Source organism: Rhizobium sp. R339, assembly GCF_002211395.1.
In the GTDB taxonomy this organism is placed as follows: Bacteria; Pseudomonadota; Alphaproteobacteria; order Rhizobiales; family Rhizobiaceae; genus Rhizobium.
In genome coordinates this window covers 35685-56017 of the sequence record NZ_LOKV01000027.1, presented here as the reverse complement: position 1 = coordinate 56017, position 20333 = coordinate 35685, and the positions used below count along the sequence as shown (strand labels likewise).

At 61.7% G+C, this 20333-nt stretch carries 19 protein-coding genes and 1 pseudogene; 11 read left to right on the top strand and 9 right to left on the bottom strand.

The features are described from left to right. Positions 1–51 precede the first annotated feature (51 nt). Together ATY76_RS29035 and ATY76_RS29030 are read left to right on the top strand one after the other, a co-directional pair. Positions 52–1221 (top strand): zinc-dependent alcohol dehydrogenase, encoded by a 1170-nt coding sequence (locus ATY76_RS29035; RefSeq protein ID WP_088678106.1) that lies wholly within the window; start codon positions 52–54, stop codon positions 1219–1221. A gap of 12 nt (positions 1222–1233) precedes the next feature. Next, on the top strand, positions 1234–2034 hold the full coding sequence (locus ATY76_RS29030; protein ID WP_088678105.1) for an SDR family NAD(P)-dependent oxidoreductase: 801 nt from the start codon (positions 1234–1236) through the stop codon (positions 2032–2034). Positions 2035–2065: 31 nt separating this feature from the next. Here ATY76_RS29030 and ATY76_RS29025 read toward each other — a convergent pair whose 3' ends face one another. Next, a complete protein-coding gene (locus ATY76_RS29025) occupies positions 2066–2329 on the bottom strand; it encodes a hypothetical protein (RefSeq protein ID WP_088678332.1) in 264 nt (87 codons plus the stop codon). Between the two features lie 36 nt (positions 2330–2365). After that, a complete protein-coding gene (locus ATY76_RS29020) occupies positions 2366–2608 on the bottom strand; it encodes a hypothetical protein (protein ID WP_088678104.1) in 243 nt (80 codons plus the stop codon). Between the two features lie 155 nt (positions 2609–2763). On the opposite strand from ATY76_RS29020, the gene ATY76_RS29015 reads away from it, so the two are divergent. The 4 genes and pseudogenes from ATY76_RS29015 (at position 2764) to ATY76_RS29000 (ending at position 6413) form a co-directional block, all read left to right on the top strand. Further along, the gene (locus ATY76_RS29015) at positions 2764–4746 is read left to right on the top strand and encodes a protein-L-isoaspartate(D-aspartate) O-methyltransferase (protein ID WP_088678103.1); all 1983 of its coding nucleotides are present in this window, start codon (positions 2764–2766) and stop codon (positions 4744–4746) included. Between the two features lie 66 nt (positions 4747–4812). Continuing rightward, positions 4813–5322: pseudogene (locus ATY76_RS29010) on the top strand (protein-L-isoaspartate(D-aspartate) O-methyltransferase); the annotation flags it as partial. Positions 5323–5332: 10 nt separating this feature from the next. Continuing rightward, positions 5333–5785, top strand: coding sequence for a YetF domain-containing protein (locus ATY76_RS29005; protein WP_088678102.1), 453 nt, complete (start codon positions 5333–5335; stop codon positions 5783–5785). Positions 5786–5885: 100 nt separating this feature from the next. Continuing rightward, positions 5886–6413 (top strand): DUF4142 domain-containing protein, encoded by a 528-nt coding sequence (locus ATY76_RS29000; RefSeq protein ID WP_088678101.1) that lies wholly within the window; start codon positions 5886–5888, stop codon positions 6411–6413. 36 nt (positions 6414–6449) lie between these two features. On the opposite strand, the gene ATY76_RS28995 is transcribed toward ATY76_RS29000, so the two are convergent. From ATY76_RS28995 to ATY76_RS28965, 7 genes are all read right to left on the bottom strand, one after another. Beyond that, positions 6450–7214, bottom strand: a complete 765-nt coding sequence (locus ATY76_RS28995; protein ID WP_088678100.1) for a FadR/GntR family transcriptional regulator — start codon at positions 7212–7214, stop codon at positions 6450–6452. 24 nt (positions 7215–7238) lie between these two features. Then, entirely contained in the window at positions 7239–8303 is a 1065-nt protein-coding gene (locus tag ATY76_RS28990; RefSeq protein ID WP_088678099.1) for a four-carbon acid sugar kinase family protein, read from the bottom strand. Next, positions 8300–9292, bottom strand: a complete 993-nt coding sequence (locus ATY76_RS28985) for an oligopeptide/dipeptide ABC transporter ATP-binding protein (RefSeq protein ID WP_088678098.1) — start codon at positions 9290–9292, stop codon at positions 8300–8302. The genes ATY76_RS28990 and ATY76_RS28985 overlap by 4 nt, the downstream gene beginning before the upstream one ends. After that, on the bottom strand, positions 9292–10299 hold the full coding sequence (locus ATY76_RS28980) for an ABC transporter ATP-binding protein (RefSeq protein WP_088678097.1): 1008 nt from the start codon (positions 10297–10299) through the stop codon (positions 9292–9294). The genes ATY76_RS28985 and ATY76_RS28980 overlap by 1 nt, the downstream gene beginning before the upstream one ends. After that, a complete protein-coding gene (locus ATY76_RS28975; RefSeq protein ID WP_088678096.1) occupies positions 10296–11255 on the bottom strand; it encodes an ABC transporter permease in 960 nt (319 codons plus the stop codon). Before ATY76_RS28975 ends, ATY76_RS28980 begins: the two co-directional genes overlap by 4 nt. A 2-nt stretch (positions 11256–11257) precedes the next feature. Beyond that, positions 11258–12214, bottom strand: a complete 957-nt coding sequence (locus ATY76_RS28970) for an ABC transporter permease (protein ID WP_042119692.1) — start codon at positions 12212–12214, stop codon at positions 11258–11260. Between the two features lie 134 nt (positions 12215–12348). Beyond that, complete coding sequence (locus ATY76_RS28965; protein ID WP_088678095.1) at positions 12349–13986, bottom strand: ABC transporter substrate-binding protein; 1638 nt, start codon at positions 13984–13986, stop codon at positions 12349–12351. 329 nt (positions 13987–14315) lie between these two features. Here ATY76_RS28965 and ATY76_RS28960 point away from each other — a divergent pair, with 329 nt between their 5' ends. From ATY76_RS28960 to ATY76_RS28940, 5 genes are all read left to right on the top strand, one after another. Continuing rightward, positions 14316–15221: a dihydrodipicolinate synthase family protein gene (locus tag ATY76_RS28960; protein ID WP_088678094.1), complete on the top strand. Its 906-nt coding sequence runs from the start codon at positions 14316–14318 to the stop codon at positions 15219–15221. Between the two features lie 11 nt (positions 15222–15232). After that, positions 15233–16420 carry an exo-alpha-sialidase gene (locus ATY76_RS28955; protein WP_088678093.1) on the top strand — a complete coding sequence of 396 codons (1188 nt, stop codon included), beginning with the start codon at positions 15233–15235 and terminating at the stop codon, positions 16418–16420. Positions 16421–16777: 357 nt separating this feature from the next. Beyond that, a complete protein-coding gene (locus ATY76_RS28950; RefSeq protein WP_088678092.1) occupies positions 16778–17911 on the top strand; it encodes an iron-containing alcohol dehydrogenase in 1134 nt (377 codons plus the stop codon). A gap of 142 nt (positions 17912–18053) precedes the next feature. Beyond that, positions 18054–19040 (top strand): 4-hydroxythreonine-4-phosphate dehydrogenase PdxA, encoded by a 987-nt coding sequence (gene pdxA, locus ATY76_RS28945; RefSeq protein WP_088678331.1) that lies wholly within the window; start codon positions 18054–18056, stop codon positions 19038–19040. A gap of 242 nt (positions 19041–19282) precedes the next feature. Continuing rightward, positions 19283–20296 (top strand): sugar ABC transporter substrate-binding protein, encoded by a 1014-nt coding sequence (locus ATY76_RS28940; protein WP_088678091.1) that lies wholly within the window; start codon positions 19283–19285, stop codon positions 20294–20296. Positions 20297–20333 lie beyond the last annotated feature (37 nt).

Here is a 20333-nt window from a genome sequence, read left to right as displayed (position 1 = left end):
GCAAAAGTTGAGGTTGGAGCGCCATCGAAGGATCGGCCGAGGAGAAACACCGTGAGAGCTCTCACATGGCACGGCAAACATGATATCCGCTGCGACAGCGTTCCCGATCCCAAAATCGAAGAGGGACGCGACGCCATTATCAGGGTCACCGCCTGCGCGATCTGCGGATCGGATCTGCATCTCTATGACGGCGTCATGCCTGACATGCACAGCGGCGATGTCATGGGCCATGAGACCATGGGCGAGGTAGTGGAAGTCGGCAAGGACAATACAAAGCTCAAGGTCGGCGATCGTGTCGTGGTGCCCTTCACCATTTCCTGCGGGGAATGTTTCTTCTGCAAGCGCGGCTTCTATTCCGGCTGCGAACGCTCCAATCCCGACCGATCGAAGGTGACGAAACTCTGGGGAAATTCGCCGGCCGGCCTTTTCGGCTACTCGCATCTGCTCGGCGGCTATGCCGGCGGGCAGGCGGAATATCTGCGCGTACCCTATGCCGATGTCGGGCCGGTCAAGGTGCCGGAAGGGCTTTCCGACGAGCAGGTGCTGTTTCTCTCCGATATTTTCCCGACCGGCTACATGGCCGCCGACTTCTGCAACATCCAGCCCGGCGAGACGATCGCGATCTGGGGCTGCGGTCCGGTCGGCCAGATGGCGATACGCTCGGCCTTCCTGCTCGGGGCCGAGCGGGTGATCGCCATCGACACTGTGCCTGAGCGGCTGGCGCTGGCGCAAGCGGCCGGAGCCATCACCCTCGATTTCCTGGACAAGGACATCTACGACGAAATCATGGCGTTGACCAATGGCCGCGGTGCGGATGCCTGCATCGACGCCGTGGGAACAGAGGCCGAGGCCGCCGCCAGTTGGGATTCCCGCCTCGACCGCATCAAGGTCGCATTGTTCATGGGCACCGACCGGCCGCATGTGCTGCGCCAGGCCATCCACTGCTGCCGCAACTTCGGCACGGTCTCGATCGTCGGTGTCTATGGCGGTTTTCTCGACAAGATTCCGATGGGGTCCGCAATCAATCGCGGCCTGACGTTCAAAATGGCGCAGACACCGGTCCAGCATTACCTGCCGATCCTCATGGACCGGATCCAGAAGGGCGAAATCGACCCTTCCTTCGTCATCACGCACCGCGGCACGCTGGAAGATGGTCCCGAGCTCTACAAGACCTTCCGGGATAAGCAGGACGGATGCATCAAGGTCGTTCTGAAACCTTAAAGGAGAAACATCATGGCTGATCATGAATCAGATAAAGGCCTTGCCGTCGTCACCGGCGCATCGACGGGCATCGGCTATGAACTGGCAAAATGCGCGGCGCAGGATGGCTATGATCTCATCATTGTCGCCGACGAAGAGCGCATCAACCAGGCCGCAGCACATCTCAGGGAGTTCGGCACATCGGTCGATGCCGTCGAAGCCGATCTTTCGACGCTCGAAGGTGTCGACCGGCTCGTCGAGCGTATCACCGCCGGCGGCCGCTCGGTCGACCTCCTGATGGCCAATGCCGGACGCGGCCTCGGCAAGGGCTTCCTCGACCAGAATTTCACCGAAGCACGCAAGGTCGTCGACACCAACATCACCGGAACGATCTATCTCATCCACGAGATCGGCAACCAGATGCGCAGCCGCGGCAAAGGCCGCATCCTGCTGACAGGCTCGATCGCGGGCTTCATGCCCGGCTCCTACCAGGCCGTCTATAACGGCACCAAAGCCTTCATCAACAGCTTTTCCTTCGCGTTGCGGGAGGAGCTGAAGGACTCTGGCGTGACGGTCAGCTGCCTCATGCCGGGAGCGACCGAGACCGAATTCTTTCGGCGCGCCGACCTTCTGGATACGTCGATCGGCCAGGCGAAGAAAGATGATGCCGGCGAAGTCGCGCGGATCGGCTATGACGCGATGATGGATGGCGAGGGCGACGTCGTCAGCGGATGGAAGAACAAATTGCAGGCCGCTGTCGCCAATGTCACGCCGGCAAGCGTGCTCGCCCACCAGCATGCCAACATGACAAAACCCGGTTCGGGCGCCAAATAAGTGGAGCCGGCGGCTGTGAGCCGCCGAACATTCAGCCACGCTCGACGAATTTGTTGAAGCGGCTCGTCTTTCCGTCCTTAGTCTTGTCCTGGTACAGAAAGGCGAGCTTGCTTTCGTCGAAGATCTTGAAGAATTCATCCCATCCGATCTCGTCGAATTCCTCTTCCTTTTCGCCGAAATCGATGCGCAGGACACCGCCTTTGCCGCCGGCTCGGATGACCGCCGGCCTGCCCTTCCTTTCCTCCGCCCATGCACGGATCGCCTTATGGTCCGTTGTCGTCTCGGAACTGCTCATCGAAGCCTCCATTCATTTCGGTTCTGTTTGCCGCAGTCAAAGAAGCGGCTGTCTCTGCTTCCAGTCGCGATAGGGCGCGAGCACCTGGCCGGGAAAGCGCCGTTCGATTTCGCTTTCGGTCAAAGCGATCCGTGGAAGAATCTCGGCCGCTTCGTCCGGAGCAGCCTCGCTGGCTTTTTCCAGCTCGCTCATGGTCACGAACAACTCGTCCTCGGTCATCGCCTCCAGACGCGAGGCAAGATCTTCGACCGGTTCGGTGATGAGTGGATTTTCGGACATTGACGCCTCTTCGCTAATGCCTGTCCAACTTCGCTCTTCAGACTAAGTTCCGTAACCGCGCGGAGCAAAACCGCTCGCCCAAGGAACTCTCCGGACGACCTGGTGTTTTGCCTTCTTCTGACTCCCGAAATTACAATCGACGACGGAGCCGATCCATGGATATGACGCGCACCCGAGATCGCATGGTAGAGCAACAGCTGACGCGGCGCGGTATCTGCGACCAAAGCGTCGTCAGGGCGATGCGCGCGGTACCGCGCGAAAGGTTCGTCGATCCGGGCTATGCGGAATTCGCCTATGAGGATGCGCCGCTCTCGATCGGCGACGGCCAAACCATCTCACAGCCGTTCATCGTCGCCCTGATGCTCGAAAAGGCGGATCTCGACGCCGGAGACAAGGTGCTAGAGGTCGGAACCGGTTCCGGTTATGCCTCGGCCCTCATCAGCCGGATCGCCAAGCACGTCTATTCCGTCGAGCGCCATGAGAGGCTGGCGCTTCAAGCCAGCGAGCGGTTCGAACAGCTCGGATACCGCAACATCGATGTTCGCGTGGGCGACGGCAGCAAGGGCTGGGCGAAAGCCGCTCCGTTCGATGCCATTATCGTATCCGCCGGTGCACCCGAGGTGCCGCTTGCCTTGAAGGAGCAGTTGGACCTTGGAGGACGGCTTATCATTCCCGTCGGCCGCGGCGACGCGCAGCGGCTGAAGCGGATCAAGCGTATCGGGGCCGAAGCCTTCGAGGAAGACGATCTCGGCGGCGTATTCTTCGTTCCCCTGATCGGCGAAGACGCCTGGACGGCAGCCCATCCGATGTATACGGCGACGGCCCCGTCGTCACGTCCGGAAGAGCCCCCTCACCGGCTCATCGCAGACGCGGCGGAAGAATTTTCATCCCTTGATGACCAGAACTTTGCCGCTCTTTTCGATCGGTTTGCCGAAAGCCGCATCGTTCTGCTCGGCGAATCCACCCACGGCACGGCCGAATTTTACGAGGCCCGCGCCGCCATCAGCCGCCACCTCATCGAGCATCACGGGTTCAATCTGATCGCGGTCGAAGCAGACTGGCCCGATGCCGCCGCGATCGATCGATGGACCAAAGGACAAGCACTAAAAGGCAGCCCGCCCTTCGGCCGTTTTCCCGAGTGGATGTGGCGGAACATGGAGTTTTCAAAATTCGCCAATTGGATGAAAGAGGAGAACCAACGGCGCGCGGCTTTGCAAAAGGATCCGATACGGTTCTACGGGCTGGATCTCTACAACATGTCGGGCTCGATCCGCTCCGTGCTCGACTATCTCGAAAGCGTCAGCCCGGAAACCGCAGCCATCGCCAGGGAACGCTACGGCTGCCTCAGCCCCTGGCAGAGCAATCCGGCGACTTACGGCAGAGCCGTCCTCACCGACGCTTATCGATCATGCGAGGATGCGGTGCTGAAACAGTGCACGGAACTCCTCGCCCAGTCGCTAGATGACGAGGCCTCCGATGGCGACGATTTTCTGAATGCCGCTCAGTCGGCACGCTTGCTCGCCGCGGCCGAACGATATTACCGCGTCATGTATTATGGCGGTTCGCAAGCCTGGAATCTCCGCGACACCTATATGGCCGATACGATCGAACACCTGCTCGACTTTCACGGATCGGCGGCGAAGATTATCGTGTGGGCCCATAATTCGCATATCGGCGACGCCCGCTACACCGACATGGCGGCCGCCCGCGACGAACTGAACCTCGGCCAGCTCTGCCGGCAGCGGTTTGACGGAATGACCAGTCTCATAGGATTGGGAACGCATTCCGGCGAAGTGATCGCCGCGAGCGATTGGGATGGAACAGCCGAGAAAAAACAAGTCAATCCGTCGCTGCCACAAAGCTGCGAGCACCTATGTCACGATTCCGGAAAACCGCGGTTTCTTCTCGATCTCAAAGCCCATGAAGAGCTGCACGCCAGCCTCGTCGAGCAGCGGCTTCAGCGCTTCATCGGCGTCATCTACCGGCCGGAAACGGAACGGTTGAGCCATTACATGCCGACATCGCTATCCCGGCAATATGACGCCTTCCTCTGGTTCGACGAGACGCGTGCACTTTCGCCGCTGGCGCAGCGGGAACCCAGCGACGGTGACCTGGAGACTTTTCCTTTCGGCTTCTGACCGTTCCTGCAACCGTCAGGTATGCGGGAACATTTAGGCGCAACGCCAGTTCTATGCGCAACGCGTAAGGGAGTGCGCATGGGAAAAATACGTGAGCCCGCACTGCCGGAGGGCCTGGTCGATACCACCGATTTCCAGACAAGATTCTGGGCAGTTCAACGCATTTCCTGGATCATCTTCACGCTCCTCCTGGTCGCATGCCTATTGGGTTTGCTTGGGCGGGGAGGTGCGTTTTCACGCCAAACCCTCGTATTGCCGGAGGGTTCGGTAGATTTCCCGGCCATTTCGCGGTGGAATGCTCCCGAGCACATGATCTTGAACTTTGGGCCTTCATCCGAAGACAGGGTCTTCACGGTCGACGCGGAATTTCTTCAAACATTTTCGATAGAGGGGATCGATCCGCCTCAAAAGACGACCTTCGCCCGAGATGGGCGGATAGGCTACGTATTCCCCGCCGACCCGGCAGGACCAGCGCAGATCGTGTTCCGCCTGCAGACGGAGCTTGCCGGTCCACGACGCGCCACCATTGGGATCGGTGCTGATACCCGCACCCAATCGACTTTCATCTTTCCGTGAGGGCGCCACCGTGGATGCCGTATTACGCGGACTGACGATCTATTTCACGCTGCTTGTGATCATCCGCCTGTCGGGAAGACGGACGCTCGCTCAGATGACACCCTTCGATCTCGTCATCGTGCTGGTGATCTCCGAGACCACGCAGCAGGCGATGCTCGGCGACGACTTTTCGATCACCAACTCCGTCATCCTGATCCTGACGCTGTTCACGACTGACATCGGGTTGTCTTACGTGAAGAGATGGTGGCCGCGCGCTGGCCACGTCATTGATGGAGTGCCGACTGTGCTCGTGACGGATGGCGTCTATGACGAGCGTGCCCTCAAGGGAGCCAGGCTGCAAAAAGAAGACGTCATGGAGGCGGCTCGGAGCCAAGAAGGCATCGAAAGCGTTACGGAAATCAAATTTGCGATTCTCGAAGTCAGCGGCGCCATCAGCATCATCAAAAAGCAAAAATCCGACTGACGATATTCTATCGTGACGCCCAACCGGGACATCGAAACAAGATCACGGGAACTCTCGTCTTTCTCGAAAGTTCGGCAGACCATCAACCGAGGAGATCCCGATGAAACGCCTTGTTATTGCTTCGCTCGCCGTCTCTCTTGCCGTTCCCGCTTTTGCGCAATCCGCCGCCGAAAAGACGGGCGTCAATTCCTTGATGGGCGTCCCGCCGAAAACGGAGGATTTCGTCCAGGAAGCAGCCGCCAGCGATATGTTCGAAATCGCCTCCAGCAAACTCGCTGCCGAGCGCGGCGACGATGCGACGAAGGCCTTTGCGCAGCAAATGATCACCGATCATCAGAAGACCAGCGACGAGCTCAAGGCACTGGTCTCAAGCGGCAAGGTCAAGGCAACCCTTCCGAGCGCCATGACATCGGAGCAGCAGAGCATGCTCGACAAGCTTAACGGCCTGCAGGGAGACGATTTCAACAAGCAATATCACTCTGATCAGGAAGCCGCTCACGAGGACGCAGTCGATCTCTTCAAGCGATATGGCGACGAGGGGGACAATCCCGAGCTGAAGGCCTGGGCCGCAGCCACACGTCCCGCCCTGGAGCATCATCTCCAGATGGCCGAGGAACTCAACAAATAAGCCTCAGAAGCGTGAGGCATTACCCCCGCGACCGGCTCAAAATGACAGGTCGAGCACCCTGCCCTCGAACAGGCGATCGCGAGACCCTTCGAGATGCGCTTTCATCAGCCGTTGCGCATCGTCGGCGCGACCGTCGGCGATCGCCTTGTAGATGGCGTTGTGCTCCTCATAGACCTGTTCCAGCCCCTGGCGTGGGCCGAGCAGGGAGAGGCCGTGGAGGTGCATGCCGACGGCGATATGGGCCTTCAGCGCATCGATCGACGCGGTGTAGTAATGATTGTTGGCCGCTTCCGTCACGGCGCGATGGAAGGTGAAATCGGCGTCGGCGCGGTGAAGCTGATGGCTTGTCGCCTCGCGCAGATCCGCAAGCGCGCTGGCGATTTTCTGGATCGCTTGCTCGTTGCGCCGTTTGGCGGCAAAATAGGCGGCTGCCGGCTCTATCGTCAGGCGGAATTCGTAGCAGCGCTGAATATCGGCAATGGTCTTGACGGGCGAATAGGCAAGCTGTGTCGTCGGCGAGCCATGGGCGCTGACGAAGGTGCCGGCGCCTTGCCGGGCATAGACCATGCCCTGGTCGCGCAGCCGCGCCAGCGCATCCCGGACGATCGGCCGGGAAACGCCCAGCATCGAGGCCAGCTCGTGTTCGCCGGGAAGGCGTGAATCCGGCGGATAGTTTCCGCCGCGAATGCGCTCGAGCAACTGGTCGAAGACACGATCAACCAGCTTGACGGCCTTGCCGCGTTCGGGCTTGCCCGGCGGGCCGGCTTCCGCGTTCAAAGATTCGCCATTCGCTTCAGTCACGTCATTCTCCCCGACGGTATCCTACTAGGCCGCCTGATTCCGAAGAACCAGTCTTAGCAAACTATCGGGCGTGCCGAAGCCCCCCGACTTGACGGCGCACCGAAAATGCCGCCCGTCAGCGGCCGTGACATCGAACCAGGGGATACCGGCTTCGATCTCGCCCTTCGGCACCAGCACGCTGACCCCGAGTGCACGGAATACGGCAAGTGCGGTATCGCCGCCGCCGACCATCAGCATATCCGCCCTCGTATCACCGATGACAGTCCTGACGCCTGCCGCAAAGCGGCTGGCGACGAGCCCGGCATCGGCCGCCATGTCGCCGGTGCAGCGCAGCAACACCGGCAGCGCCAGGCCCTCTCCGCATTCGATCTCGCCCATCGGCGCGTCGACCACCATGCGCAGGGAACCCGAGGCTTCGAGCCGGTTCATCTGGACCTCGGTGATCGGATCGCGCGAGCCGAAGGCAAACAGCGTGCGCGGGGTCGCGGCAAATTCCGTTGCCGGCCGGCCCGCTTCGCCGAGCCAGCGGGCGAGCGCCGCGCCGAGGCCGCGCGCACCGACGCCGAGCGTCTTTCGCCAGTCGTGGCCTTCGGCGATCTGGTCGAGATCGTTATCGTCTTCTGCATCGGCAACGACGACATTGTCTGCGCCCCGGCCCTCGAACAGCCTGGCGATCGGCAGCGGCTTGTTGACGCCACGCCCGATGACGCAGCCTCGGTAGGTCAGGCGCTCCTGATCGGGAATGGCGGGCGCCACGAGAATAGTCTTCAGGCCGAACACATCCGCCAGCGCCAGGCTTTCGGCCGCGACATTGCCCTTCAGCCGGGAGTCGATCTTCTTCATGATGACGCCGGGCTTCACATCGCGAAATATCCTGGCCGCCGATCGGACCCTGTCGGCGGCGTCACGCTCGCCAAGGGCGCGGGACGCGGTATTGACGACGACGACATCGCAGCCGGTGGCAACCGCATCCTGCGCCGCCTCGATATCGACGGCGACCGCGACCGAAAGGCCGGCCGCGACGAAGGGCGTGCCGGTATCGAGCGCCCCCGTCAGATCGTCGGCGATGATCGCGGCCTTCAGCGTCATGCGATCTCTTCCGTATTGACGGCGTGGCAGGCGACGAGATGACCGGGCTTGGCTTCCTTCCAGACGGGTATGACCTTGCTGCAGACATCCATGGCGATCGGGCAACGCGTGTGAAACCGGCAGCCGGATGGCGGGTTCAGCGGGCTCGGCACATCGCCCTGCAGGATCTGGCGCTGGCGGGTGCGCTCATGTTCCGGATCGGTCTCGGGAACGGCCGACAGCAGCGCCCTGGTATAGGGGTGCAGCGGATTGTCGAAGAGCTCCTCGCGGGTCGCCAGTTCGGCGAGCCGCCCAAGATACATGACGCCGACGCGGGTGCTGATATGGCGCACCACCGCGAGGTCATGGGCGATGAAGAGATAGGTCAGGCCGTATTTCTCCTGCAGATCGAGCAGGAGGTTGATGATCTGCGCCTGGATCGACACGTCAAGCGCGGAGATTGCCTCGTCGCAGACGATGAATTTCGGCTGGCAGGCGAGCGCGCGGGCGATGACGACGCGCTGGCGCTGGCCGCCGGAAAGCTCGTGCGGATAACGTTGGGCAAACCGCGTAGGCAGGCCGACATCCGTCAGCAGCGCCGCCACCTTCTCCTTGAGTTCAGCCTTGGTGCAGAGCTTGTGAAAGAGGATCGGCTCACCGATCGCCTCGCCCACGGTCATGCGCGGATTGAGCGTCGAATAGGGATCCTGGAAGACGATCTGCAGGTCGCGGCGGAAGGGCCGCATCTGCTTTTCGTCGAGCGTGGCGAGATCCTGTCCCTTGTAGACGACCCTGCCGCTGGTCGCCTTGTAGAGGTTGAGGATGGTGAAACCGGTCGTCGATTTGCCGCAGCCGGATTCACCGACGAGGCTCAGCGTCTCGCCTTCCATGATGTCGAGATCCACATTGTCGAGGGCATAGACGGTGGCCGAGCGTTCGCCGAAGGCACCGAGCTTGACGTGGAAATGCTTGACGAGGTTTTCGACCTTGAGCAGCGGTTGCGCAGCCATCACGCGGCCTCCTGCATTTTCTGGACGACGAAACAGGCGGCGCGATGGTCGCTGCTGCCGCTCAAGGGTTCGAGCCGCGGCACCTTCTCGTGGCAGATCGCCTCGACGAGGGGGCAGCGCGGCGCAAAGGGGCAGCCCTTTGGCCGGCGGCCGGGCTCCGGCGGCGTGCCGCCGATCGAGCTCAACCGGCTTGCCGGTGGATCGGACAGTTTCGGGATCGAGGAGAGCAGACCGCGCGTATAGGGATGGCTTGGGCGGGCATAGAGCTCATCGACCGGCGCATCCTCAACGACCGTGCCGGCATAAAGCACGGCGACACGGTCGACGAGGCCGGCTATCAACGCCAGATCATGGGTGATCCAGACGACGGACATGCCGAGCTTGGCGCGCAGATCCTTCACCAGATCGACGATCTGGGCCTGGATCGTGACATCGAGCGCCGTCGTCGGCTCGTCGGCGATCAGGAGCTTCGGATTGCAGGCAAGGCCGATCGCGATCATGACGCGCTGGCGCATGCCGCCTGATAGTTCATGCGGAAAGGCCTGCAGCCGCTCTTCGGGGCCAGGAATGCCGACCAGGCGCAGAAGCTCGACGGCGCGGGCGCGGGCCTCCGCCTTTTTCATTTTGCGATGATAGATCAGCGGCTCGCAGATCTGGTCGCCGACGCGCATGACGGGATTGAGCGAGGTCATCGGGTCCTGGAAGACGAAGCCGATATCGCCGCCGCGCACCTTGCGCAGCTCGCCATTCGACATCGTCTGCAGGTCGCGGCCGTCGAAACTCGCCGTTCCCCTGGCGACCTTGATCTTGTTCGGCAGGAGCCGCATCAGGCTCAGCATGGTGAGGCTCTTGCCGCAGCCGGATTCGCCGACGACGCCTAGCGTCTCGCCCTTGTCGACATGCAGATCGATGCCGTCGACGACGACGGCTGGGCCGTTGCGGCCGTCGATCTCGACGGTGAGGCCCCTGACATCGAGCAGGCGTTCTCTGTTTTGCGTGTCCATCATTTGCTGCCCCGCGGATTGAGCGCGTCGTTGAGGCCGTCGCCGAGGAAGCTGAAGGCAACCGAGGCAAGGCCGAGCACGGCCGCCGGAGCGGCGAGAAGATGCGGATAATGCTGCCAGACGCGAAGGCCGTCCGAGATCATGTTGCCCCAGCTCGGCGTCGGCGGATTGACCCCGACCCCGAGGAAGCTGAAGGCGCTTTCCAGCACCATCGCCGTGCCGAGACCGGCGCTGACCGAGACGATCAGCGGCCCGAGTGCATTCGGCACCACATAGCGCTTGATGATGAGCCAGTTCGATAGCCCGAGCGCCTGGGCCGCGGTGATATAGGGCCGGCTGCGGATCGACAGGACCTGAGCGCGCACCAGGCGGGCATAGGGCGGCCAGGAGATGAGCGCCATCGACCCGAAGACGAGGATGAAATCCACCCAGATCGTCTGGCGGTAGAAGGGATTGAGGGTCTCGAGGTAGCGCGCCTCCATCCATCGGGTGATCGGCGATTTCAGCGAGGCGTTGATGACGACGACGAGCAGCAGGTTGGGGACCGACATCGTCACGTCGGTCAGCCACATGATGGCGCGGTCGAAGGGATTGCCGAAGAAACCGGCCACCGCGCCGAGGGTTAGGCCGATCAGCACGGCGAAGAAGGTGACGATAACGGCGACGAGGAAGGCGGTGCGCGTGCCGAAGACCACGCGGCTGAAGACGTCGCGGCCGAGATCATCGGTTCCGAAGAGGTGGCTCATCGACGGCAGTGCGTTGCGGGCGTTGAGGTCCTGGCTGAGATAATCATAGGGCGTGAGATACGGCCCGAAGATCGCGGTGAAGGCGAGGATCAGGACGACGACGAGGCCGAAGACGGCGAGCTTGTTGCGCCGCAGCCGATGCCAGGCGTCGCGCCACAGGCTGACCGGCGGCTCCTCGATGGTCTCGGTGGTGGAAAGAGGGATGGCGGACATGGTCAGCGGCTCCTTCTTGAATCGTTGGCGCGCGGATCGAGCAGCGGATAGAGCACGTCCACCAGCAGGTTCGACACCATCACCAGGAACGATCCGATCAGCGTGATCGCCAGGATGACGGGATAATCGGAATTGATCAGCGCCTGCACCGTCAGGCGGCCGAGACCCGGCAAGCCGAAGACGAGTTCGACGAAGATGGCGCCGTTGACGATGGTGATCATGATCAGGCCGAGCTGGGTCACCACGGGCGTCAGCACCGGCCGCAGGATATGGCGCAGCGCCACGATGATCTCCGGCACACCCTTGGCGCGGGCGGTGCGGACAAAATCCTCCGACAGCACCTCGATGACGGCGGCGCGCGTCTGGCGCACGATCAGCGCGATCGGCTGGAAGGAGAGCACCAGCAGCGGCAACAGGATGCGGACATCGAAGACGCCGCCCCAGCCATAAGGCACGCTGGCACCCGGTAAGAGCACGATGAGGCCGACCATCAGCAGCGGACCGGCGACATAGGCGGGGATCGCCCAGAGGAAGAGCGCCGAGCCGAGAATGGCATAGTCGAGGCGCGAATTCTGGTTCAGCGCGGCGATCATGCCGAGCGGGATCGCGACGACAGCCGTCAGGATGATGGCGCAGAGGGCAAGCTGGAACGAGACCGGGGCGGCAGCCGAGACCATCGCCCAGACGGCGCGGCCTGATGTCAGCGAATTGCCGAACTGGCCGTGCAGCAGGTTCCAGATGTAAAGGCCGAACTGCTCGATGAAGGGCCTGTTGAGACCGGCGCTTTCGCGAATGGCCTCGATGCGCTGCGGATTGTAGGCGACGTCGCCCGGCGCGCGCAGGAAGATGAGCTTGATCGGATCGCCAGCGCCATAGAAGGCCAGCGCGTAGACGGCCAGCATCACCACGAGAACGGACGGAATCCAGATGGCGAACCGGGTTAGCACGTAGCGCAGCAAGGCCACCTCCCACCTGTGGTACGATGCGTTCCCGCCCTTTGCCAAAGCCCGGCGGATCGCATCTCTTCTTCTTGAAACTTGCGCGAAGGCCTTGCGGCCCTCGCGCGCTCATCGTCAGAAACGATAGTTCAGAATCAGCCGATGGAGATGTTCCAGGGCTCGGCGATCTGCCAGTCGAGGTTCTTCTCCATGCCCTTGACCTCCTTGGTGGCCCAGCGCGACATCGCCTGAGAATACCATGGAATGAAGGCCCAATCCTCGCGGAACGCCTTCTGGGCCTCCTGGGCGAGAGTGACGCGCTGCGGATCGTCCGCAGCCTTGGTCGCCGCTTCGGCAAGGGCGCTGTCGACCTTGTCGTTCTTGTATCCGCCGAGCTTGTTCTGTGCGTTCGACGAGGTCGAGGCGATGCTGCCAGCCAGATAGGAAACGGCATCGGGAACACGGGTGCCGACGTCGTCGCGGAAGATCTGGACCGAGTTCTGGTCCGGACCGGCATAGGCGTCCTGCTGCGGCTTCATGTCGACGGCCGTGATGCCGAGATTCTGGCGCCACTGCTCGGCGATGAACTGGGCGGCGGCCTGAATGGCCGGCGCCGAGATGCCGACGAACAGGAGCTTGGGCAGGCGCTCTGGCCCGCCATAGCTCGATTCGGCGAGCAGCTTCTTGGCGGCTGCCGGATCAAAGGGAAAGGGTTCGAAGCCGGAATTGTCGGCGCCGGGAACCGAATTGAGGATCTGATCGGCCTTCTTGTGCGGCCCATCCGGATAGGAAGCCTTGAACAACCCGTCGCGATCGACCGCCATGATCAGCGCCTGGCGCACCTTCGGATCGTCCATCGGCGCGCGGGAAATGTTGAACCAGAAGTGCTGGCTGGTCGGGATCAGCGGGCCGGCCGAGAATTCCGGGCCGAGATCCTGGATGATCGTCGAGGTGACGAGCTCGGTATGGGCGTTGAACTCGCCGGACTTGATCAGCGACGTCGCGGTGACATTGTCCTCGATCGAGGTAATGTCGATGCGGGCAAGCTTCGGCTTCTGCCCAAAGAAGTTCTCATTCGGCTCGAAGGTGATCTTGCCGGCATCGATATCGATGCTCGTCAGCTTGAACGGGCCGGAAAAGACCGGATTGTTCTCCGGCTTGTACCAGTCGATGATTTCCTCGCCGTCGCTGCCCCGCGACTGCGATGCCTTGGTGATCGGCGCGATGTGGTTTGCGAGACGCATGAAGAAGATCGGATCGGCGGCGGCGAGCGTCACCACCACCGTCCCCTCGTCGGGCGTCGCGACACCGGTCAGCTCGTTGCCCGAGCCAGCGGCGATTTCGGCGTAGCCCTTGACCTTGCTCAGCACCTGGTCGGCGCGCTGGCTCTTGGTGTTCGGCATCGAGGCGACTTCCCACGATCCCTTGACGTCGGCCGAGGTGATCTTGCTGCCGTCGGAGAAGACGGCCTTGGGATCGATCTTGAAGGTCCAGACCGTGTTGTCGGCCGATTCCCAGCTGGTGAAGACGTAAGGCTTGATATTGCCTTCGCTGTCGAAATACATCGGCGAAGCCCACCAGATCGAATTCCAGCGGAAGGTCCTGCCGCCGCCGCGCAGCGGCGACCAATCCTGGTCGAAGGCCGGATGCGCGACCTTAAGGACCTGGCCTTCATCGGCCATCACGATACGGGCATTCATTCCGAAGACGGTGAGGCCGACGCCGGCAGCAAGGCCAAGCTTCAGCGCATTGCGACGCGAGATATTGGTTTTATCAGATTGATCAAAAGACATGCGTTCCTCCCACGGTAAATTCGGCAGCGCTCTCCCTGCCCCTTGCCAGGCGCAGCACAATCCGGTCCCATATCGTTCTCCCGTTATTGTAAATATGTCAACAAAAAATCGCGTTTTTCAGTCGAACAAAATATACCTCTAAAAATAAACAAACAAAATCAAATAGATAGTTTTTTGGTTTTCCACGAGGCCATTTTGTCTTCTTGACAAAAGCGCTGCAATGGAAAAGTTCTTGGCACTCCATCGCGACAGGCGAATGACAAATGCACGCGCAACCGGCCGGTTCGGAGATAGATCGGCAAGATGGGACGCGCCGAAGGGAGGATAGGATGAGCCATCAAAGGATCACGGGCGTTTTCAGCGCGGCCGCAACGCCGCTGACCGCAGAGAACAGGCCGGACCTTGCCCTTTTCACCGATCATTGCCGGCGGTTGCTGGCTGAGGGTTGCCATGGTGTGGCCCTGCTCGGCACGACCGGCGAGGCCAATTCCTTCTCCTCCAGCGAGCGCCGCGCAATTCTGGAAGCGGCGCTGGAGGCCGGCATTCCGGCCGACAAGCTGCTGCCGGGCACCGGTGTCGTCGCCATTCCCGAAACCGTGGAACTGACGCGGCACGCCCTGTCGGTCGGCGTCACCAAGGTCGTGATGCTGCCGCCCTTCTACTACAAGGGCGTCTCCGACGACGGCCTCTTCGCCGCCTATTCGCAGGTGCTGGAAAAGATCGCCGACACGCGCCTGCAGGTCATCCTCTACCACATCCCTCAGGTTTCGGGCGTGCCGCTCTCCATCCCGCTGATCGGCCGGCTGATTGCCGCCTTCCCCGAAACCGTTGTCGGCATCAAGGAATCTGCCGGCGATTTCAATAACATGCAGGCTATCATCGCCGCCTATCCCGGGTTTTCCGTTCTCGCTGGCGCCGATCCGCTGCTGCTGCCGCTGATGAAGGCCGGCGGCGCCGGCTGCATTACCGCAACCTCCAATCTCGTGGCGGATTCGCTGCGCACCGTCTACGACCATGTGCATGACGAGGCGCGCGCCGCCGATGTCGAGGCGGCGCAGGCGCGCATCAACGCCTATCGCACGCTTTCCAACTCTTACGTCCAGATCCCGACCATCAAGGCAATGGTGGGGCTGAAGACAGGCAATCCCGCCTGGAAGCGCACACGTGCGCCGCTGATGCCACTCGGCGATGCGGATTATGCCGCGCTCGCCGAAAGCTACGCCAAGCTGCCTTGAGGAGATCCGCCATGACCTTCACCGGCCTGTCCCCCGAAGCCGTCCCCGCCCTGATGACCGGGGCCATAGCCCCTCATCCCACCATCGCAGGCCGTGCCGACGCCTATCTGCCTTCCCCCTGCATCCAGAACCATGCGGCCAATCTCGCCTTTCTGCCTGACGGCACACTGACATGCGTCTGGTTCGGCGGCACGATGGAGGGCATGGGCGACATCTCGATTTACATGTCGCGGCTGGCGCCGGGGTCGAAGCGCTGGTCCGAGCCTGAAAAGATGAGCGACGATCCGGAGAAATCCGAGCAGAACCCATTGATTTTCAATGCTCCTGGCGGAAAGACATGGCTGCTCTATACCTCGCAGACCTCGGGCAATCAGGACGGTTCCGTTGTCAAATGCCGGATCTCCGATGATGGCGGCCAAAGCTTCGGCCCGGTCCGCATCCTCTGCGACAGCCCCGGCACATTTGTTCGCCAGCAGATGGTCGTCAACGGCAGGGGCGAATGGCTGCTTCCGGTGTTCCGCTGCGTCGGCCTCAACGGCCAGCGCTGGAGCGGCGACGCCGATACGGCCGCCGTGCTGATCTCACGCGACGGCGGCGCAAGCTGGCAGATGCACGACATCGCCGACAGCATCGGCGCCGTGCACATGAACATCCTGCCGCTCGGCGGCGGCGAGATGATTGCCTTCTACCGCAACCGTTTCGCCGAAAGCATTCTTTCCAGCCGATCGAGCGATGGCGGCAGGACGTGGAGCGCGCCCGAGCCCACCGAACTTCCGAACAACAACTCTTCCATTCAGGCTACAGTCCTGAATGATGGAGAAATCGCAATGGTTTACAACCATTCGAACGCCGATATGTCGGATGCGCGGCGCCTGTCTCTCTATGACGAAATCGAGGGCGACGACGCCGGAGAGACGGCGGCCGCCGTTGCCGATATCCGCCGGAAAGCGATCTGGGGTGTTCCGCGTGCGCCGCTGAGCCTCGCAATATCAAGGGATGGCGGCAGGAGCTTTCCGTATCGGATCGATCTCGATACCGGCGAAGGCCACTGCCTCAGCAACAATTCCAAGGATTCGCTGAACCGGGAATTCTCCTATCCCTCGGTCACCCAAAGCGGCGACGGCACGCTCCATGTCGCCTATACCTACTATCGGCGCGCCATCAAATATGTGCGCCTCGAACCGAACGCCCTGCCGTAAGCAAGGCAGCGGCCAGCCAATTGTAAACCTGCGTCCGATCAACACCGAAAGGACGCGGGTACAATGGTTTTTGGCCGATCGAACAGCCATGAATTGACAACAGCCCTGACCGGTCGGCTGCCGCGCGACGGACTCGGCCTCTCCTAAGCCAAATGCCCGCCCTAATCGGCGAAATTCATATATCTTATTGTTTTATATACAAAATAATCGTGCAAACTTCATCTGAAAACTTGCTCCGGCGAACATCGCGCGACAAAATTTCAGGCTCTCGGGAATGTCGGCTTGACTTTGACATTACAACTTTACAATAAAGAGAGCGACACTATTGCCGCAAGATCCTGCAGGGAGGACTGGTTCATGGCCAGCTTGGGTTCGCCAATCACGATAATTCGGCCGCATCAGATCGAATTCGGCATCGGCACGGCAGGAAAGCTCGGCAAATGGGCCGGCGAAAGAGGCTATCGCCGCACGCTTGTCATCTCGGATGCTTTCAACGCTTCGCGCATCGACGTGCTGGAACTCAAGGGCGAGGTGACGGTCTTCTCCGAAGTGACGCCGGAGCCGGATACGGCCAATCTCGACAAGGTGCTGGCTGCGGCCAATGCCGCCGATGCAGAGCTGATCGTCGGTTTCGGTGGCGGCAGCGCCATGGATCTGGCAAAGCTTGCCGCCGTTCTTGCCGGCTCGGCGCAGACGCTGCATGAGGTCGTCGGCCCCAACAAGGTGCATGGACCGCGCAAGGCCGGTCTCGCCCAGGTGCCAACAACCTCGGGCACCGGCAGCGAAGCCGGCATCCGCGCACTCGTCACCGATCCCAAGACGATGGCGAAGCTCGCCGTCGAAAGCCTGCATATGCTCGCCGACATCGCCGTCATCGATCCAGCCCTGACCTTCACCGTGCCGGCTCGCACTACCGCCGCCACCGGCGTCGATGCGATGGCCCATTGCGTCGAGGCCTTCACCAACCGCAAGGCCCACCCGATGGTCGACATCTACGCGATCGAGGGAACCCGGCTGGTCGGCAGATATCTCGCCCGCGCCGTCAAGGACGGCAGCGACGCGGAAGCGCGCGCCGGCCTGTCGCTCGCCTCGCTTTACGGCGGCTTCTGTCTCGGCCCGGTCAACACCGCCGGCGGCCATGCGCTCGCCTATCCCCTCGGCACGCGCTGGCATGTGGCGCATGGCGCGGCGAATGCGCTGATCTTCCCACATGTGCTTGCCTTCAACACGCCGGCGGCCCCTGAGAAGACGAAAGCGGTGATGGAGGCGCTCGGCTATGAGCCCTCGGACGATACGGCATCCGTCTTCGATGCGGCTTACGCTTTCTGCGCCGCTCTCGGCATCGAGATGAAGCTCTCCGGCCTCGGCGTCCCGGAAAGCGATCTCGACGCCATGGCCGACGACGCCTTTGCCATTCGCCGGCTACTTGATAACAATCCGCGCGATCTCACCCGCGCCGACATTCGCTCGATTTACGCGGCCGCCTTCTAGAACAGGATGATTTTAGGCCAGGTCGGCCTAAAATCTGAATCCTGTTCTAAATTAAAGAGTTAGAGCATGATGCCGCCCGAAAACCGCCTACACTTTTCGGCATCATGCTCTAGGCGACACGGTTTTCAGAAGGACTTTGATGATGGACAGGAATGCAAAAGTCGCCGTGACGCTCGGTGATCCCGCTGGCGTCGGCCCCGAAGTGATCGTCAAGGCCTTGGCTGCCCTTCCGAACGAAGAACGCGGCGATTTCGTCGTTGTCGGCAATGTGGAAGCGCTGGAGCGGGCCGACCGCGTCAGCGGCACGGGCCTGAAATTTGCGCTTGCCGACGCCGCCGGCGATGGCAGGATCGCCGTCGACGAAGTTCCGCTCGGCGCGGCCCTCCCCGAGATCGGCAAGGTCAGCCCGGTCGCGGGCGACGCGTCGGTGCGCTATATCACCCGCGCCGTCGATCTCGCCATGTCTGGGAAAGCCGATGTCATCGTCACCGCGCCGATCAACAAGGAAGCGATGAACCTTGCCGGCCATCACCATGACGGCCATACCGGGCTTCTCGCGCATCTCACAGGCTCGAAGAGCTCCTTCATGCTGCTTGCCTCCGAACGGCTGAACACCATCCATGTCTCGACCCATATCTCGCTGAAGGGCGCGATCGAACGCGCCAAGACGGAGCGGGTGCTGGCGACCATCGAAGCCGGGCACAAACATTTCCTGCGCCTCGGCAAGAAGGCTCGCATCGCCGTGGCCGGCCTTAACCCCCATTGCGGCGAAAACGGCCTGTTCGGCACCGAAGACACGGAATTCCTGGCGCCCGCCGTCGAGCAGGCGCAGGCCAAGGGCATCGACGTCGTCGGGCCGATCTCGGCCGATACGGTGTTCGCCCGCGCCTATAACGGCGCCTTCGACCTCGTCATCGCCCAGTATCACGACCAGGGCCACATCCCGATCAAGCTCGTCGCCTTCGAGACGGCGGTCAACGTCTCGCTCGGGCTGCCGATCGACCGCGTCTCGGTCGATCACGGCACCGCCTTCGACATAGCCGGCACCGGCAAGGCCAACCACGTCAACATGCTCTCTGCCATCGCCTATGCCCGGCTGATGGCGCGCTCGCCGCGCCAGAAAACGTAATGGCACTCTCTGCGAGGAGCGACCGGCCGTCGCTCCCCGCAGCAAATATCATGGCCGCCGCCACGCAAGCCGAATAGGCAATCTCCTGACGTGCGGCGGAGCTGCCGGGAAACCGGCAGCCAGGAATGCGTTTTCGCTCCGTCCAGTCTTTTCCTCGAAGCTTATCTTTTTGGAAATCCATTTCTCCTCATTTTCAGTAGTCCACCTAATTTATAGATATAAGTCATTTGGAGAGAGTGGTTATGAGCATCGAAAAATCCGAAAGCGGCCTTGGAAGACGGGATCTGCTGAAATTGTCCGCTGCGGCTGGGGTCGCCGTCGCCGGCGCCTCGCTGATCGGCCGGAAGCCTGTTTTGGCAGCCGAAGAAGAATTGTCGCTGAAAGCCAAGCGCATCGCCATCAGCGCGACCGGCACCGATCACTTCTTCGACCTGCAGGCCTATAATGCCCAGATCGAAGAGGTGAAGCGTCTCGGCGGCGAGCCGATCGCCGTGGACGCCGGACGCAATGACGGCAAGCTGGTCTCGCAGCTGCAGACCTTGATCGCCCAGAAGCCGGATGCGATCGTTCAAATCCTCGGCACGCTGAGCGTCATCGATCCCTGGCTGAAGAAGGCGCGCGATGCCGGCATTCCGGTCCTGACCGTCGATGTCGGCTCGACCAATTCGATCAACAACACCACGTCGGACAATTGGGGCATCGGCAAGGATCTCGCGCTGCAGCTCGTCTCGGATATCGGCGGCGAAGGCAATATCGTCGTCTTCAACGGTTTCTATGGCGTCACCCCCTGCGCCATCCGCTACGACCAGCTGGTCAATGTCGTCAAATATTTCCCGAAGGTGAAAATCCTCCAGCCGGAACTGCGCGACGTCATCCCCAACACCGTGCAGGACGCCTTCACCCAGATCACGGCGATCCTGAACAAGTATCCGGAAAAGGGGTCGATCAAGGCGATCTGGTCGGCCTGGGATATTCCCCAGCTTGGCGCAACACAGGCGCTGACGGCAGCGGGGCGGACAGAAATCCGCACCTACGGCGTCGATGGCAGCCCTGAAGTGCTGCAGCTTGTCGCCGATCCGAATTCGCCCGCCGGTGCCGATGTGGCGCAGCAGCCGGCGGAAATCGGCCGGACCGCCATCCGCAACGTCGCGAGGCTCCTCTCCGGACAGACGCTGCCGCGCGAGACCTACGTGCCGGCGCTCCTCGCCAACAAGGCCAATGTCGGCGAAGTCACCAAGAAGCTGGGCATCGGCTGACGCTCGCCGACGGGCAATCCGGCGTGGCCGGATCGCC